The 14,256-nt window shown below is 51.4% G+C and carries 16 protein-coding genes; 5 read left to right on the forward strand and 11 right to left on the reverse strand.

Features of this window, described 5'->3' with window-relative positions:
* Positions 1 to 308 precede the first annotated feature (308 nt).
* Together ACTZWV_RS00100 and ACTZWV_RS00105 are read left to right on the forward strand one after the other, a co-directional pair.
* Positions 309 to 1,697 carry a Type 1 glutamine amidotransferase-like domain-containing protein gene (locus ACTZWV_RS00100; RefSeq protein ID WP_444784572.1) on the forward strand — a complete coding sequence of 463 codons (1,389 nt, stop codon included), beginning with the start codon at positions 309 to 311 and terminating at the stop codon, positions 1,695 to 1,697.
* 103 nt (positions 1,698 to 1,800) lie between these two features.
* Positions 1,801 to 2,517: a hypothetical protein gene (locus ACTZWV_RS00105; RefSeq protein WP_444784573.1), complete on the forward strand. Its 717-nt coding sequence runs from the start codon at positions 1,801 to 1,803 to the stop codon at positions 2,515 to 2,517.
* On the opposite strand, the gene ACTZWV_RS00110 is transcribed toward ACTZWV_RS00105, so the two are convergent.
* The 4 genes from ACTZWV_RS00110 to ubiD form a co-directional block, all read right to left on the reverse strand.
* Positions 2,518 to 2,928 carry an acyl-CoA thioesterase gene (locus ACTZWV_RS00110; RefSeq protein WP_444784574.1) on the reverse strand — a complete coding sequence of 137 codons (411 nt, stop codon included), beginning with the start codon at positions 2,926 to 2,928 and terminating at the stop codon, positions 2,518 to 2,520.
* Positions 2,929 to 2,991: 63 nt separating this feature from the next.
* Entirely contained in the window at positions 2,992 to 3,699 is a 708-nt protein-coding gene (gene fre, locus ACTZWV_RS00115; protein ID WP_444784575.1) for an NAD(P)H-flavin reductase, read from the reverse strand.
* A gap of 26 nt (positions 3,700 to 3,725) precedes the next feature.
* Positions 3,726 to 4,004, reverse strand: a complete 279-nt coding sequence (locus tag ACTZWV_RS00120) for a 2Fe-2S iron-sulfur cluster-binding protein (protein ID WP_444784576.1) — start codon at positions 4,002 to 4,004, stop codon at positions 3,726 to 3,728.
* Positions 4,001 to 5,491: a 4-hydroxy-3-polyprenylbenzoate decarboxylase gene (ubiD, locus tag ACTZWV_RS00125; protein ID WP_444784577.1), complete on the reverse strand. Its 1,491-nt coding sequence runs from the start codon at positions 5,489 to 5,491 to the stop codon at positions 4,001 to 4,003. Before ubiD ends, ACTZWV_RS00120 begins: the two co-directional genes overlap by 4 nt.
* 141 nt (positions 5,492 to 5,632) lie before the next feature.
* Between ubiD and ACTZWV_RS00130 the strand changes: the two genes are divergently transcribed.
* Both ACTZWV_RS00130 and ACTZWV_RS00135 read left to right on the forward strand, forming a co-directional pair.
* A complete protein-coding gene (locus ACTZWV_RS00130) occupies positions 5,633 to 6,274 on the forward strand; it encodes a class II aldolase/adducin family protein (RefSeq protein ID WP_444784578.1) in 642 nt (213 codons plus the stop codon).
* Positions 6,275 to 6,358: 84 nt separating this feature from the next.
* Positions 6,359 to 7,129 carry an EAL domain-containing protein gene (locus ACTZWV_RS00135; protein WP_444784579.1) on the forward strand — a complete coding sequence of 257 codons (771 nt, stop codon included), beginning with the start codon at positions 6,359 to 6,361 and terminating at the stop codon, positions 7,127 to 7,129.
* Positions 7,130 to 7,154: 25 nt separating this feature from the next.
* On the opposite strand, the gene ACTZWV_RS00140 is transcribed toward ACTZWV_RS00135, so the two are convergent.
* Entirely contained in the window at positions 7,155 to 9,665 is a 2,511-nt protein-coding gene (locus tag ACTZWV_RS00140; RefSeq protein ID WP_444784580.1) for a TonB-dependent receptor plug domain-containing protein, read from the reverse strand.
* A gap of 213 nt (positions 9,666 to 9,878) precedes the next feature.
* On the opposite strand from ACTZWV_RS00140, the gene ACTZWV_RS00145 reads away from it, so the two are divergent.
* Positions 9,879 to 11,051 carry a cystathionine beta-lyase gene (locus tag ACTZWV_RS00145; protein WP_444784581.1) on the forward strand — a complete coding sequence of 391 codons (1,173 nt, stop codon included), beginning with the start codon at positions 9,879 to 9,881 and terminating at the stop codon, positions 11,049 to 11,051.
* Between the two features lie 60 nt (positions 11,052 to 11,111).
* On the opposite strand, the gene ACTZWV_RS00150 is transcribed toward ACTZWV_RS00145, so the two are convergent.
* From ACTZWV_RS00150 to ACTZWV_RS00175, 6 genes are all read right to left on the reverse strand, one after another.
* The gene (locus ACTZWV_RS00150; protein WP_444785646.1) at positions 11,112 to 11,594 is read right to left on the reverse strand and encodes a hypothetical protein; all 483 of its coding nucleotides are present in this window, start codon (positions 11,592 to 11,594) and stop codon (positions 11,112 to 11,114) included.
* Complete coding sequence (locus ACTZWV_RS00155; RefSeq protein WP_444784582.1) at positions 11,554 to 12,453, reverse strand: lipid kinase; 900 nt, start codon at positions 12,451 to 12,453, stop codon at positions 11,554 to 11,556. The genes ACTZWV_RS00150 and ACTZWV_RS00155 overlap by 41 nt, the downstream gene beginning before the upstream one ends.
* Positions 12,454 to 12,529: 76 nt before the next feature.
* Positions 12,530 to 12,724, reverse strand: a complete 195-nt coding sequence (locus ACTZWV_RS00160) for a hypothetical protein (protein WP_444784583.1) — start codon at positions 12,722 to 12,724, stop codon at positions 12,530 to 12,532.
* A 286-nt stretch (positions 12,725 to 13,010) separates the two neighbouring features.
* Positions 13,011 to 13,301 (reverse strand): energy transducer TonB, encoded by a 291-nt coding sequence (locus ACTZWV_RS00165; RefSeq protein WP_444784584.1) that lies wholly within the window; start codon positions 13,299 to 13,301, stop codon positions 13,011 to 13,013.
* Complete coding sequence (locus tag ACTZWV_RS00170) at positions 13,294 to 13,653, reverse strand: hypothetical protein (RefSeq protein WP_444784585.1); 360 nt, start codon at positions 13,651 to 13,653, stop codon at positions 13,294 to 13,296. Before ACTZWV_RS00170 ends, ACTZWV_RS00165 begins: the two co-directional genes overlap by 8 nt.
* Before the next feature lie 220 nt (positions 13,654 to 13,873).
* Positions 13,874 to 14,140: a hypothetical protein gene (locus tag ACTZWV_RS00175; protein ID WP_444784586.1), complete on the reverse strand. Its 267-nt coding sequence runs from the start codon at positions 14,138 to 14,140 to the stop codon at positions 13,874 to 13,876.
* Between the last annotated feature and the right edge of the window lie 116 nt (positions 14,141 to 14,256).

Raw genomic sequence — 14,256 nt, forward strand, 5'->3', positions numbered from 1 at the left:
TTTTTTACATAAAGCCGGTTATTAGCTTGACAGATCCGGCGCAGCAAACAATATTGATTAGTAATTGAACTGTCAACCGGCTGTGTTATGCCAATAATGTTATGCAGCGCTGTAAGCTATCAGCAGTGGGTCGCCCGGCCCGCAAACCTGCACGACTGTTCAACGGACTACCACCTGTCAGAGTGGTTTGACGAGTAGCAATTTCCCCTTCAGCTAATACCAGAATTTTTCGCACGGCATTTTGCTGCGCGAAATACTGCGGCCAATTGGCCATTTCCTAAAACAACACAATAAGCAGGAAGTTAAAAATGAAAGCACTAAGTCTGTTAGGCGTAGTTGCGCTATTGCTATGTGGCAATGCGCAGGCCTGTTTGCAACAAGAAAGCGAAAGTAACAATAACGAAAGCGCGGCCGATGGCCCGCTGTGTAGCGGCACAACGGTACAGGCAGCCATTGGCAGCCGCACCGACCAGGACTGGTTCTATTTTGATACCGCCGCCAGCGGCGATATCAGCGTCAGTTTAAGCCATGGCAACAATGCCGACTTTGACTGGTTTTTATACCGGGCCAGTGGCAGCTACATTGCCTCTGGTCAAAGCAGCGCTAATCCGGAAACCGGTACCTATGTTGCCTCACCGGCCGGGCGGCATTTTATTAAAGTCACCCGTTATAGCGGTACCGGCAACTATCAACTGACGGTAAATTTCGCCGGTGGTAGCGGTGGCGGTACCGACCCGGAGCCAGAGCCGGAGAACTGTAACTATGGCCCACGGCCGGCTAAACCGGGCGGTCTGTCAGCAACCTTGCTGGGTGGTAGCAGCGATGTTTGCGTCAGCTTAACCTCGCCGGCGCTGTTACTGATGGGCGGTGGTGCTGATGTTGATGCCGCTTTTGCTAACCGCATTGCGCCGCATATCCGGGGCGGCAATATAGTGGTGCTGCGTACCTCCGGCACGGCAGCCTATAACGATTACCTGCAAGGTTTGACAAATGCGGCTTCGGTTGAAACGCTGATCGTTAACACCCGCACCAAGGCCAACAGCGATTATGTCGATTGGGCCATCCGCAGTGCCGAGTTTGTCTTTATTGCCGGCGGCGATCAATCAGACTACCTGAACCAGTGGCAGGGCACTAAAGTACAGGATGCGTTAATGCATGTGTATAACAAAGGTGGGGCCGTGGGCGGCACTTCTGCCGGTAATCATGTACTGGGCGAGTTTATTTACGACCCGGATGGTGTGCCGGGTGCGATTAGCTCAGAAGCGGTAACCGATTTTTGCCATCAGACGGTGAATATCAGCAGCAACTTTCTCGCATTGCCGCTGTTAGACGGCATTATTACCGATACTCACTTTAAACAGCGCGACCGCATGGGCCGCTCGGCAGTGTTTCAGGCTAAGCTTGGCAGCAGTGGCCGCGTAGTGGCAGTATCTGAAGCAACCTCGTTATTTGTCACCGCCAACGGCAACGCTGTGGTAGATGGCAGCCATGAAGTTTATGTATTACGCGCCGACAGCCAAACGCACTACCAGCAAATCAGCTGTGGCCAGCCGGTGATTATTAATAACCTGCTGCGTTATAAGCTGTTGCCGGGCCAAAGTTATAACCTGTTGAATAACAGCACGGCAGTAAGCCCAACCCGGTTAAGCATAGATGGCCGCAGCGGCAGCTTTTATAGCCCGACCAATCCGTACTGAGCTTAAACGCTATCGCTGCTAAGTTGCTGCGATAGCGGAATTTATTGCTGTCCCGCTGGTCTGATGCTGACTTAACCACAGCAGATGCAGGGACAGCCATTCTTTGTCTGGTGTTACTACTACGTTAAAGCGCCTGCTGCAGACCTATGGTCGCGTGGCACTGCCTGCGCTGTTGCTGCATGCGGTACTGCTGGCAGCTTTGCTGCAAGTGCGGTTTACGCCGGCAGTTAAACCACCGGACGTTGAGTCGGTAGTATCTTATTTATATCAGCCGCCTGTAAGCACACAGCAAGCACAGCCGGAAGCTGACACAGGACCAGAACCGGTTACCCCGAACGCAGAACCCGTTATTGCAAAGCCATCTTCAAGATCACTGCGCACTGCAGATAGCAAAAAGGTTGAGCAAGCTCCAGCGGATACTCCGCCTGCGCCGACAACGCAGTCGGTCCGTCAGCCTGTGGCTGTCCCGCAATCCGGCCTTGCACAGCGCAGCCTGGAACGGGCGGCAACCACAACTCCTGCAGCTATGGAGCAGGCCGCGGCAGCAAGTTATCAGCAATTTCTACAGTTGCAACGACAGCCAAAAATGACGGTAAACAAGCGCCATCAGCAGCTAAGCACTGATCCGGCGCAGCAGGTATTTGCACGGCTGGATAATGGCTTGCAGCTGATCCGCACCAAAGGGGGATGTCGCTTCGCTGACCCGGCTAAAGAAGGTTTTGAAGCATTGATGACCTCTAGCGCGGTAGTGCCCTGCGGCGACGAGGAGGATAGCAGCGCCTTATTGAAACAGGCGCTGGAAAAACACAGTAAGCGTTAATCAGGCCTCAGCAATATGCTGCTCTAAACGCGCTTTCAGCTCGCCTTCAATCGCCACTGCCTTACCGGTTTTCTGGTCCAGGCAGACAAAGGTTACCTGAGCATCGGCTGCTATGGCATCTTTGCCGGCAATACGCACCTCCTGGGTTACCACGGCGCTTTTACCGCCTACTTTGCTAAAGCGGGTAAACACTTCCAGCTGATCACCCATGGTAGCGGCAACACGGTAGTTAATATTGATATTTACAATCACCCACGCCAGATTATGTTTGGCAAACCAGTCAATATCGCCGCTGTCTTCCAGATAACCCCAGCGCGCTTCTTCGAGAAACTCCAGGTAACGGGCATTGTTTACGTGTTGGTAAATATCTAAGTGATAACCGCGTACTTTAATTAAGGTTTTATGTGTCATATCCGGGCTCCGTGCATCTTTCAGGTGCAGCGATTGTGGCATAACTTTACTGGCCAAACCAGTTTAGATATAGGCAAACGCATCGGCGAACATATGCTCGCGATGTGCACCTTGTTCTATAAAGGCGTCGCGTACTACGCCGGCCATGGCAAAGGGGCCGGCGACATAAATATCGTAGGCTTCCAGCGAGACAAAATCCTCCAGCACGGCATGATGTACCATGCCTGTTCTGCCCTGCCAGCTGTCATCCGGCTGCTGTACTACCGGAATAAAGCGGTACTTGCTGTTTTGTGCCGCCCACTGCTGCATTACCGTGTGGTGATACAACGCGCTGTGCTCACGCACGCCCCAATATACAAAAACCGGCCGGTCCAGTTTGGCAGCAGCAATGGTTTGCGCAATGCTGTAGATATAAGAGAAACCGGTGCCGCCGGCGACCAAGATCAGTGGTCGCTCACTGTCGGCGCGAAACTGCGCATTACCCAGGCCTATTTCAGCTTGTACCGGTTGCTGTAGCTGATGTTGCTGCAGCAGGTGCGCTAACGCCTGGCTGGCGTACTGGTCTGCCACGCTGCCACCGATATGCAACTCCAACTGCGGCTGCGCCGGCGTGCTGGCAATCGAAAACGGCCGTTTATCGCTGTCGCTTAAACACAGCTGTAAATACTGGCCACTGACAAAACTGCAGGGCTGTGTCGGGGTTAACACCACGCGGTTTACGGTGGGTGTAAGGGCTTCAATTAAATCTACGTTACAGGCAATAGTCGTCATAGTGCTCTCAGCAATGGCCTTACGGCTTAGCCACGGATAAAAGGGTGGTGTAATACCAGATCAGTATTGGGGTAGGCTAAACAACAGTAGGTAAACTGCTGTTGTTTGTCCAGTTCGGTCAGTGGCTGCGGTGCGTTATAGCGCACCTCACCACTTTTTAGCTTGCAAACACAGCTGGTGCAAACGCCTTGGCGACAACGGTTAGGGAAATCGATACCCTGGCGTAGCGCCGCGTCCAGGATGGTTTCGCCTTCCTGCACGGTAAAGCTCAGTTGCGCCGGGGCTATGGTTACCAGATAGCTCACAGCCTGGCATCCTTAGCCGGCAGCGGTATACCCAGGCTATCCCAGATGCTATCCACTCGCTGTTTAACCGCTTCGTCCATAACGATAGGTTCGCCCCATTCGCGGCTGGTTTCACCCGGCCATTTGTTGGTGGCGTCCATACCCATTTTTGAGCCAAGGCCGGATACCGGCGAGGCGAAGTCCAGATAATCTATCGGCGTGTTTTCAATTAAGGTAGTGTCGCGCGCCGGGTCCATTCGCGTGGTAATGGCCCAAATTACGTCTTGCCAGTCGCGGGCGTTAATATCGTCATCGCAGACAATAACAAACTTGGTGTACATAAACTGGCGCAAGAATGACCAAACGCCCATCATCACCCGCTTGGCGTGGCCGGGGTACTGCTTTTTCATCGTCACTACCGCTAAGCGGTAGGAGCAACCTTCCGGCGGCAGATAAAAGTCGGTAATTTCCGGAAACTGCTTTTGCAGTATCGGCACAAACACTTCATTCAGCGCCACGCCCAGTATTGCCGGTTCATCCGGCGGCCGGCCGGTGTAAGTGCTGTGGTAAATGGGATCTTTGCGCATAGTAATATGCGTAACGGTAAACACCGGGAAGTTATCTACCTCGTTGTAGTAACCGGTATGGTCGCCGTACGGGCCTTCCGGCGCCATTTCACCGGGCGCAATATAACCTTCCAGCACAATTTCGGCACTGGCCGGTACCTGTAAATCATTACTGATACATTTTACTACTTCGGTATTATCGCCGCGCAGCAAGCCGGCAAAGCCGTATTCTGACAGCGTATCCGGCACCGGGGTGACTGCGCCTAAAATGGTGGCCGGGTCTGCGCCCAGGGCTACCGATACCGGGTAGTTTTGCCCGGGGTTAGCTTTTTGGAACTCGTAAAAATCCAGCGCGCCGCCGCGGTGCGACAACCAGCGCATAATCAGTTTGTTTTTGCCCAGTAGTTGCTGGCGGTAAATGCCTAAATTCTGCCGCTCTTTATGCGGGCCTTTGGTGACGGTTAAACCCCAGGTGATCAGCGGCGCAGCATCGCCCGGCCAGCAGGTCATAATCGGCAGTTGGTTTAAGTCGACATCATCGCCGCTGAGGACTATGTCCTGGCAGGGCGCTTTTTTCACCTGCTTTGGTGACATATTCAGTACTTGCTTAAACAGCGGCAGTTTACTGAAAGCGTCTTTTAAGCCTTTTGGTGGCTCGGGCTCTTTTAAAAACGCCAGTAACTTGCCTACTTCGCGCAGCGCCGATACGTCTTCCTGGCCCATACCCAGCGCAACCCGCTGCGGGGTGCCAAACAGGTTGGCCAGTACCGGCATGCTGTGGCCTTTAACATTTTCAAACAACAGCGCCGGGCCGGCAGCACGCAGGGTACGGTCGGCAATTTCGGTAATTTCCAGCACCGGGTCTACTTCAGCTGTTACCCGTACCAGCTCGCCGCGCTGCTCCAGCTGGGCAATAAAATCGCGTAGGTCTTTATATTTCATGCTTGCCATCAGGCCCTGTCAATCAATGCCGGCTATTATACAGCTCTGTGCCGCCCTTACCAGTTTTGGCCTGCTAAGCGGCTGGGGCAGGTGGCTATCGCGTTTTATAATACAGTGGTTTTCATTACAGCGGGCAATACGATGACAGAACAGGAAGGGGTGATAAAATTTCAGCTGGATTTTAGCCAACAAGCTGCACTAAAGGCGGCTGATGTGGCGGAGATCAACAGCTGGCGCACTATTATGCTGCAGCTGGGCATGCTGGGCCAAACGCCATCGCGCTACGACAACTATGGCTTTGGTAATATCAGCCAGCGTTTTGGCGCGCAAAACCAGTTTATTATCAGTGGCACCCAAACCGGCGGTATCGCGCAGATGTGCGCGGCCGACTATGCGCTGGTAAGCCAGTGTCAGCCAGAGCAAAACCGCATTGTGGCTGTGGGTGAAACCAAACCGTCGTCGGAAGCGATGACGCATGGCCAACTGTATCAGCTAAGTGCCGGCATAAACTTTATTATTCATGCCCATTGCCCGCAGATCTGGCAGCAGGCCGGTGCTTTGGGGCTGGCGCAAACCCGCGCAGAAGTGCCGTACGGCACAGTAGCGATGGCGGCAGAAGTGGCGCGGTTATTTGGTACTACTAACGTATTGCCGCAGGGTATTTTTACCATGGCCGGGCATGAAGATGGCGTAGTGGCCTTTGGTAGTTGCGCAGAGCAGGCCGCACAGCGCTTAATCAGGGCTTATGCTGCGGCACTCAAACGTGGTGCTGAGCCAAGCTAGCGCAAAACTGCGTAACAGTGCTGGCAACCCGGCAGATCGCGCGCTAAAGTCATACCACCAGTGTCTTGATATCAATGATTATTTATGCAATTTCCTGCCAGTATTAAACAACAAACCTGCAGTGACTGTTTAAGCGGCCAATCGCTGGGGTTTCAAATTCGTATGGCCTTTCAGCCGATTATTGACTGGCAAAGTAAAACCATTATTGCCTATGAAGCCCTGGTGCGCGGGCCTGAAGGTCAGGGCGCGGCCTGGGTGTTTGAGCATATCAATGACAGCAATAAATATTATTTTGATCAGGCCTGCAGGGTAAAAGCCATTGAAACAGCGGCCAGGCTGGGTTGTAACACCTTGCTCAGCATTAACTTTTTACCTAATGCGGTATATAACCCGGAAACCTGTATTAAGGCCACTATTGAAGCGGCAGATTTATACGGTTTTGATCTACGCAAGCTGGTGTTTGAGGTGACTGAAGGCGAGCAAATTCCTGATAAAGAGCATTTAAACCGTATTTTCCGTAGTTACTCCAAACGGGGCTTTTATACCGCGATTGACGATTATGGTTCCGGCTTTGCCAAATTAGATTGGTTGATAGAACTGAAACCCGATATCTTAAAGTTGGATATGCAACTGATCCGGAATATCGACCAGAATGCGGCTAAGCAAAGCATTGTGGAAAAAACCCTGGCCCAGTGCCTGTTGCAGGGCACTAAGGTGCTGGCCGAAGGTGTGGAAAGCAAAGCCGAGCTGGATTATTTATGCGCTGTGGGTATTCGCTACTTTCAGGGTTACTATTTTGCCAAACCAGAGTTGGAAAACCTGGTTGATATATCACAAATCAGCAATCTGAATTAAAAAGGCGCCTTGCGGCGCCTGTTACTCAGAAGTTATAGCTTAGCTTGGCGTAAACCAGCCGGCCGGAGCGGCCATAAGGCGAGTAGTTAGAAAACGGTGTATTACCGGTCGAGTTTAAATTCACCGGAAACGCTTCCGGGTACTGGTCAAAGATATTATCCATGCCCAGCGCCAGGCGCCAGTTATCGGTCACTTCAACGCGGCCTTCAATATCAACCAGGGTTTTGGCGCCTAAGGTAAAATCGCGGTCGGGGTTATTATCCGGCGTTAACACTTCACCGTAGCGGGTGGCACGCAAGGTTGCGCTTACGCGGTCCAGGTTCCAGTTTACAATGGCGCCCAGTTTGTCTTTCGGCGTGCCTTTTTCCAGTGCCAGTATATTAAGCCGGCCAAACAGTGTCGGTGCCGGGTCCAGTGCGGCCAGTTCGGCAGTTTGCGGCACCCTGGTCACTTCTGTTTCGTTGTAGTTCGCCACAAAGGTCAGGTCAAAATCGCCGATGGCATCGGTAGGCAGTGACCAGTTCACCACCAAATCTACACCTTTAGTTTCGGTATCAACACCGTTGATAAAGAACCGGCCGCCGGCAACACCGATAAAGCCTTGCTCTGCCAGATACTCACCAACATTGGCCTGGCTGGCGGTAGTGCCGAGGTTTTCTGACAACACAATGCGGTCATCAATATTAATCTGATAGCCATCCAGGGTGACAGACACAGTGCCAAAGCGCATTACCGCACCCAGTGACAGGTTTACCGATTCCTCCGCATCCAGCGGTTTGGCGCCCAGGGCTATCGCCACCGGGTCGTCTACCGGGAAGGTGGTAATATCAAAGGGTACACCGCCAACAAAGTTAGTCGAAGTGGTGGTAAAGTACTGCTGCTGCAAAGACGGCGCCCGAAAGCCATTTTGCAGCGAGCCGCGCAACGCGAAACTGTCGCTGATATCATAGCGCAGCGCCAGTTTACCGGTAAGGTTGCTGCCAAAGTCGGAGTAGTCCTCGGCGCGCATGGCGACAGAGCCCAGTACGTCGTCGGTCAGGTTAGCTTCCAGGTCAACAAAAACACCGACAGAGCGGCGGCTTTCGTTGGTTTGGTTAGAAGGGCGAAAGCCGGGGAACACCTGAGCACCGGATTGGGTTGGGTTGCCATTGGGCAATAACACGCCGCCATTGCGGTAAGAGTCCGGCTCACCGGCAAAAATAGTGTAACTTTCGCGGCGCAGCTCAACCCCGGTGGCAATATTTACCGGTGAGGCCAGCGCAGCAACATCAAAAGAGGTAACGGCAGAAAAGTTACCGACTATCTGGTCGTAGTTAAAACCACCGGCATCAAACACCGTTTTACTGGCCGGGCCAATCGAGCGGTTAACGGTGTTCTCAATGGTAAATTCCATTTCGTTAAAGCCGTATACCACAGAAGCATCGAAGCTCCAGTCACCGCTGTCCCATTCATAACCCACCGCCGAGCTGGTATCGGTGACATCCGGGGCAATAATCGGCAAAAAACCATCCGGGTGCACTTCAATCACGTTGCGGTCATCTATGGCACGGCGGTAAAAGCCGCCGGATTTTGCTGCTCTGTCCTGGTAGCTGAGCCAGCTGTACAGCTTGCCCGGGCCGACATTTAAGCCAGCGTTAACAAACAGGGTAAACTGCTGCATTTCCGGTTCACCGTACCAGGCATTAAAGCGGTTGATGGTTTGCTCGCGCGGATCAAATTCGCCATCCACTAACGGGTACTGCTGGCGGTAATCGTAGCCACCGCGCTCGGTACGTTCGGCGTCTTTATATTCTGCCGATACCGTGACATAGCCATCATTTCCCAGCGCAAAGCCCTTCCAGCCGCTTAGGTTAACCGTTTCGCCGTCACTGACAGCACGTTCAATCTGGCCCGGTGCACTCCAGGTGGCGCCGGCAGGCGGTGTGGTGGTGGGGGTGCTGTAGTTGCTGTCGCGATAAGCATAGGAAGCGGTAACATTGCCGCCTTCGCTGGCTTCACGTAAGCGCACATTTAATACCCCGGCAATGGCATCAGAGCCATACTGCGCTGAGGCACCGTCGCGCAGCACTTCTATTGCATTGACCGCCGCCATCGGAATGGTATTTAAATCCACCGCCGAAGCACCGCGACCTACGGTACCGTTTACATTCACTAAGGACGCGGAATGGCGCCGTTTAGAGTTTACCAGGACCAGCGATTGATCCGGGCTTAAGCCGCGTAACGTTGCCGGGCGCACAGTGTCGGTACCATCGGCCAGGCCCGGCCGCGGGAAATTAAAAGACGGCAGCGCAATAGACAGCGCCTGGTTTAGCTCGGTATTGCCGGAGCGTTCCAGCGCGGCCGCGCCGACAATATCAATAGGTACTGCGGTATCGGACACCGAGCGGCCGGCCACACGGGTACCGGTAACCACAATTTGTTCAATTTTGGCGTCGTCACTGGCTGTGTCGGTATTGCTTTGCTGGGCAGCTAAACCGGGGCTAATTAAAGCGGCGGCTATGGCAAGTGTTAATGGCGTAAGGCTAAAGTTGCGCATCTGTGTTCTCCTTGTTGTTGCATAAAGCCTGGTCGCCGCGCTACCCTTTGTCAAACGGGGCTTGCGGCCGGCAGGGGTTTGGTACGCTTCAGACAGATACTGCAGCCGACGACAAGCGTTTAACATTGTGGCACTATACGGCTATAGTATAGACATCCAGATGTCTTACATACCCGACTTAAGTCGTAATGGTTTACTCAGTAAGGGCAGCGAATGAAAAAAGATACCCGGCTTATTCATGCCGGCCGCCGTAAAAGTTATACCGGCAGTGTGGTAAATCCACCGCTGGTGCGGGCGTCCACCATAGTGTTTGATACTTTTGCTGAGTTAAAACACGCCACGCAAAACCGCGGTAACCGCGTGCCGTTTTACGGTCGGCGTGGCACCGACACCCATTTTGCTCTGCAAGAGGCGATTTGTGAGCTGGAGGGCGGCGCCGGCTGCGCGCTGTACCCGTGCGGTGCGGCAGCGGTAAGCGGCGCCTTGCTGGCGTTTTTACAAAGTGGTGATCACCTGCTAATGGTAGACAGCGCCTATGAGCCCACCCGCGCGCTGTGCGACAAGCTACTGGCCGGGCTGGGAGTAGAAACTACCTATTATGACCCGCAAATTGGCGCCGCTATTGCCGGCTTAATCAAACCCAATACCAGGGTGATTTTTCTCGAATCACCAGGCTCACTGACCTTTGAAATGCAGGATATTCCGGCCATTACCGCTGTGGCGCAACAGCACAATATTGTCACTATGTTAGATAATACCTGGGCTTCACCCATTTTGTGCCGGCCATTTGAGCTGGGAGTAGATGTGTCGGTGCAATCGGCCACTAAGTATATTGTCGGCCATTCCGATGTCATGCTGGGCACCGCCAGCGCTAATGAAAAACACTGGCCGCAATTGCGCGAGCACAGTTACTTAATGGGCTATTGCGCCTCGGCCGACGACGCCTACACCGCACTGCGTGGTTTACGCACTTTGTCGGTGCGGTTAAAACAGCATGAGCAAAGTGCGCTTAAGGTAGCCAACTGGCTGGCGCAGCGGCCGGAAGTTGAAACTGTGCTGCACCCGGCACTGCCATCACACTCCGGCCACAGCATTTTCCAGCGCGATTTCAGCGGCAGCAACGGCTTGTTCTCCTTTGTGTTAAAGCAGGGCAGCCAGCAACAGGTAGAGGCTTTTATCGAGGGCATGGCGCATTTTAAAATGGGCTTTTCCTGGGGCGGTTATGAGAGCTTAATTACCGCTACCATGAAAGTACAAAACCTGCGTACAGCGACCAAATGGCCCTACAGCGGCCCGTTAATCCGCTTGCATATCGGCCTGGAAGATGTAGAGGATTTGCTGGCAGATTTAGAAGCAGCGTTTAGCCGGTTTAATCAGGCAAGCTGAGACGGAGGTTGCACCACAAACTGGCCGCTAGCGCGGCCAAAAGCTCTCTGCAGGGGCAGATTAATTTTTTAAAGACTGAATTATTTTTTTTGCGTCATTAAGGTTGTCAGCCAACGCATCGAGCAGTTTTTGAAATGCTGCAGATTTCTCCCCCAAAGTGGTATGTCTGACAAGATCTGCCAGTTTGTCATCTTCGCGCAGGCATTTGTCCAAAATAGCATTTCTTGCATCAGCAGAGAGTAATTTGGTTATCTTGCCGCCGAGCTTTTGCATCAGTTCTTTATCGGGATCTGGCCTGGCTGGCAATTCATCTAACTGCTCAACCACTTTCCGAAACGGTGCTTTAAAGGTTTCCCGTTCACGAGCCAGCTTAGTCAGGCTGTTATCAAGATTATCTTCCTCCAGCAGCTCAGCCATTTCACGATAGTAGTCAGCTGTTTCGATAACCAATTTCAGAATTTCCAGGCCATCAGCCTGATTATCGGTGCGTATAATGGACATATTAAACCTTGTTAGTATCTGGCCGCGGTATAGTGCCTGCAATCAACTCTATCGCCTGTGGGAGCACAGTAAACTTTGCCGGCGTTTTCGTTTTAAATTCACCATCAGCTTCAAGTTCTTTTGGTCTGGTCGTTCTGACACTGATTTCTTTAGCCGTTCTGCAAATAACCCGGTCTGCCGTTTGCAAGTTGCCGCTACGTAAGCCGGGCCCCAGCAACAGCAGCTGCCACCAGCGTTGCGGTTTAATGCAGAATAAATTCAGTTGGCCATCCAGTACCGTTGAGTGTTCATCCACAATATTGCCGCCACCATAATAGCGGCCATTGCCGACTGCCAGATGAATGGCTTTCACTGAGCACTGCCAACCATCAGCTTTCATATGAACTCTGAAACTGCGGTTACGCTTAATTGCTCTGATAAACGCCCCCAAATAAGCAAATACGCCAAAGTATTTTTTCGTTTCAGGGGTCAGTTCATGAGTTACATCCACCCCTAAGCCTATATGAGCGACGTTGACGAAGTACTTATTATTGACCTGTGCTAAATTTATCCGTTCGCGCTTGCCGGCAATAATTACCCTGGCTGCTTCTGAAATATCCTGCGGCACGCCAACAGAACGGGCAAAGTCATTAGCTGTGCCAAGCGGCAGAATCGCCAGCGTGTGTTGGTGCTTATAAACAGACGACAGAGCAGCACTAATGGTGCCATCGCCGCCAGCAACAATAACGATACCATCTTTACGCTGGTAATCCTCAATTTCTGCCACCATGGCCGCAGCACTTTGTGATAAGCGAACGCACACCGCAATGCCGGATGCCTCAAGCAATTTAACGGCTTCGTCTAACTCTTCCGCCCGGCCATTCCGGCTGTGCGGATTTACTACCAGTAACGCGTGCTGCAATAACTTATCCCTGCGACCCGGGCCGATACGAAATGAGACGCCAGACTTTTGGCAAAGTTCGCCAAAGCGGAATCTGTCACCAGGCCAATCTTGTTAACAAAATGGATATCATCTGCTTGCTCACAACCCGCCTGTTTCTTAGTTCTTGTTGTTTTGCAATTGCCTCAAGAACAGGCACCCGCTTATTAGCTCTTCGTTCTCTTATTAATGCAACTAAAGCAATAAGAAGGGACAAGAATGCAACAGCAAAACTTGATTGTTCTAAGTCCATAAATGTCTTCCCCGTGGTTCGTAAGATTAACAATAGCACCAGGCTCATTGCTTGGGGGCGCAAAAGGATTTTCCCGACATCGCCGGCATTAAACATAACTGAAAAGCGGCCAGAACCTACTGACGCCGCAAAGGCTTATATGTGTTTGTTAGAGCAGTTTAAATTTTGCACGCTTTGTATGCTTCTTCGTGGTTTACTGACTTTTGAGTAGTAAAGTCCAATTGTATCGTGGTTAAAACCGGTTGCTTTTGCTTATTGGCGGCGGCGGGAAGCCATTGCCATTGTCTCAACGCTTTTTGTTAAACATCTCACCCGGAAAGCTTTTAATTACTGTCATATTCTGCGGCTTTCCATCCGTGCCGATTAAAAGTGAAAACTCAACACAGCCCGATATTCCGTTTTGCCCTGCCATAGGCGGATACTCAGGAACAGCTTTGCGTTTAACCGCCCAATAATCAGCTACAGCCTCTTTATTGCCAACTAAATCCACATATTCTGTTACTTCTGGTGGTTTTACTGTCGAGCAAGCACTTAATGCAAAGATTGCCGAAACTACAAACAGATATGTTTTATTCAAAAGCAATTTCACCGCTGGTTTTTTGGCCGTCCCAGTCTATTGATGTAAAGCCCGTAGCTTGATCATTAAATAACAGCACCATACGGTCAGATACCCCTTCCAATACCACTTCGTTTGGTGCTGTTACCACCCAGTTGACCATTGACCAACTTTTCAGCTTAGAGATGGAGCCATCAGCATCAAAGCTAAAAAGATATTCTCTGCCCCGCCATTTATAAACCCAGGTAGTACCAACAAGCTTGTTTTTTAGCGCAACAGAGCCAACCACAGTTTCAGGCATAAATCTCGCCAAAGGATCAGAAAATCCTAACGATGGCATGAATAAAAGAATTAAGACGTTCAAAATTTTCATAGTGTTTTTTGCTCTACTACATAGGTTAAGATAATTGGGGTTATATTGAAATTAAACGTATATTTTTCAGTTGTTTAATTTTTACCAGCCCCCGTTTATTCTCTTGAGCTTGCTGACGTTGCGTATGTATCCCTGCTGATGCAGTTCCGCGGCAATAGCTTTTTGCTGCGTTGTCTCTTGCTCTGTTCTTGGGTTTTTCTCAATGAGTTGCTGGGGCGCGTTAAGCTGCATTTTTACTCATTTGTTTTTTGTAACGCCATTCGTTGATAAACCACAATACAATACCAAAAAGTACGCCGCCAAATACCCAAACAAGGCAATGAATAGTGATGGCTTTAGCTGTAAATCCCTGCTCAAATGGCTTACCAATAAAAGCCATTGCGATTAGCATGGGCAGGCCCCAAGATAAAACGCCGTTAAGCAGAATAAATTTCCGGAGCCCTTTCCGGCGTTGCTCAGACCAACGTAATAACTCTTTTTCTTTCATTTGAATACTAAACTCTTAATTAACATGTAACAGGGTAGGAATAACGCCGGGTACAAACGCGAACAACTTGTTGTAAGCCGGGCGCCCAACGGCGCGTTTTTGATGGCAATTGTTAT

The sequence above is a fragment of the Rheinheimera sp. NSM genome, from assembly GCF_052380015.1.
Lineage (GTDB): Bacteria > Pseudomonadota > Gammaproteobacteria > Enterobacterales > Alteromonadaceae > Alishewanella.

Coding starts and splice junctions, on each gene's coding strand:
- ACTZWV_RS00100 (WP_444784572.1), top strand. CDS start 309: ATGAAAGCACTAAGTCTGTTAGGCGTAGTTGCGCTATTGCTATGTGGC.
- ACTZWV_RS00110 (WP_444784574.1), bottom strand. CDS start 2,928: ATGACACATAAAACCTTAATTAAAGTACGCGGTTATCACTTAGATATT.
- fre (WP_444784575.1), bottom strand. CDS start 3,699: ATGACGACTATTGCCTGTAACGTAGATTTAATTGAAGCCCTTACACCC.
- ubiD (WP_444784577.1), bottom strand. CDS start 5,491: ATGAAATATAAAGACCTACGCGATTTTATTGCCCAGCTGGAGCAGCGC.
- ACTZWV_RS00130 (WP_444784578.1), top strand. CDS start 5,633: ATGACAGAACAGGAAGGGGTGATAAAATTTCAGCTGGATTTTAGCCAA.
- ACTZWV_RS00135 (WP_444784579.1), top strand. CDS start 6,359: ATGCAATTTCCTGCCAGTATTAAACAACAAACCTGCAGTGACTGTTTA.
- ACTZWV_RS00140 (WP_444784580.1), bottom strand. CDS start 9,665: ATGCGCAACTTTAGCCTTACGCCATTAACACTTGCCATAGCCGCCGCT.
- ACTZWV_RS00145 (WP_444784581.1), top strand. CDS start 9,879: ATGAAAAAAGATACCCGGCTTATTCATGCCGGCCGCCGTAAAAGTTAT.
- ACTZWV_RS00160 (WP_444784583.1), bottom strand. CDS start 12,724: ATGGACTTAGAACAATCAAGTTTTGCTGTTGCATTCTTGTCCCTTCTT.
- ACTZWV_RS00170 (WP_444784585.1), bottom strand. CDS start 13,653: ATGAAAATTTTGAACGTCTTAATTCTTTTATTCATGCCATCGTTAGGA.
- ACTZWV_RS00175 (WP_444784586.1), bottom strand. CDS start 14,140: ATGAAAGAAAAAGAGTTATTACGTTGGTCTGAGCAACGCCGGAAAGGG.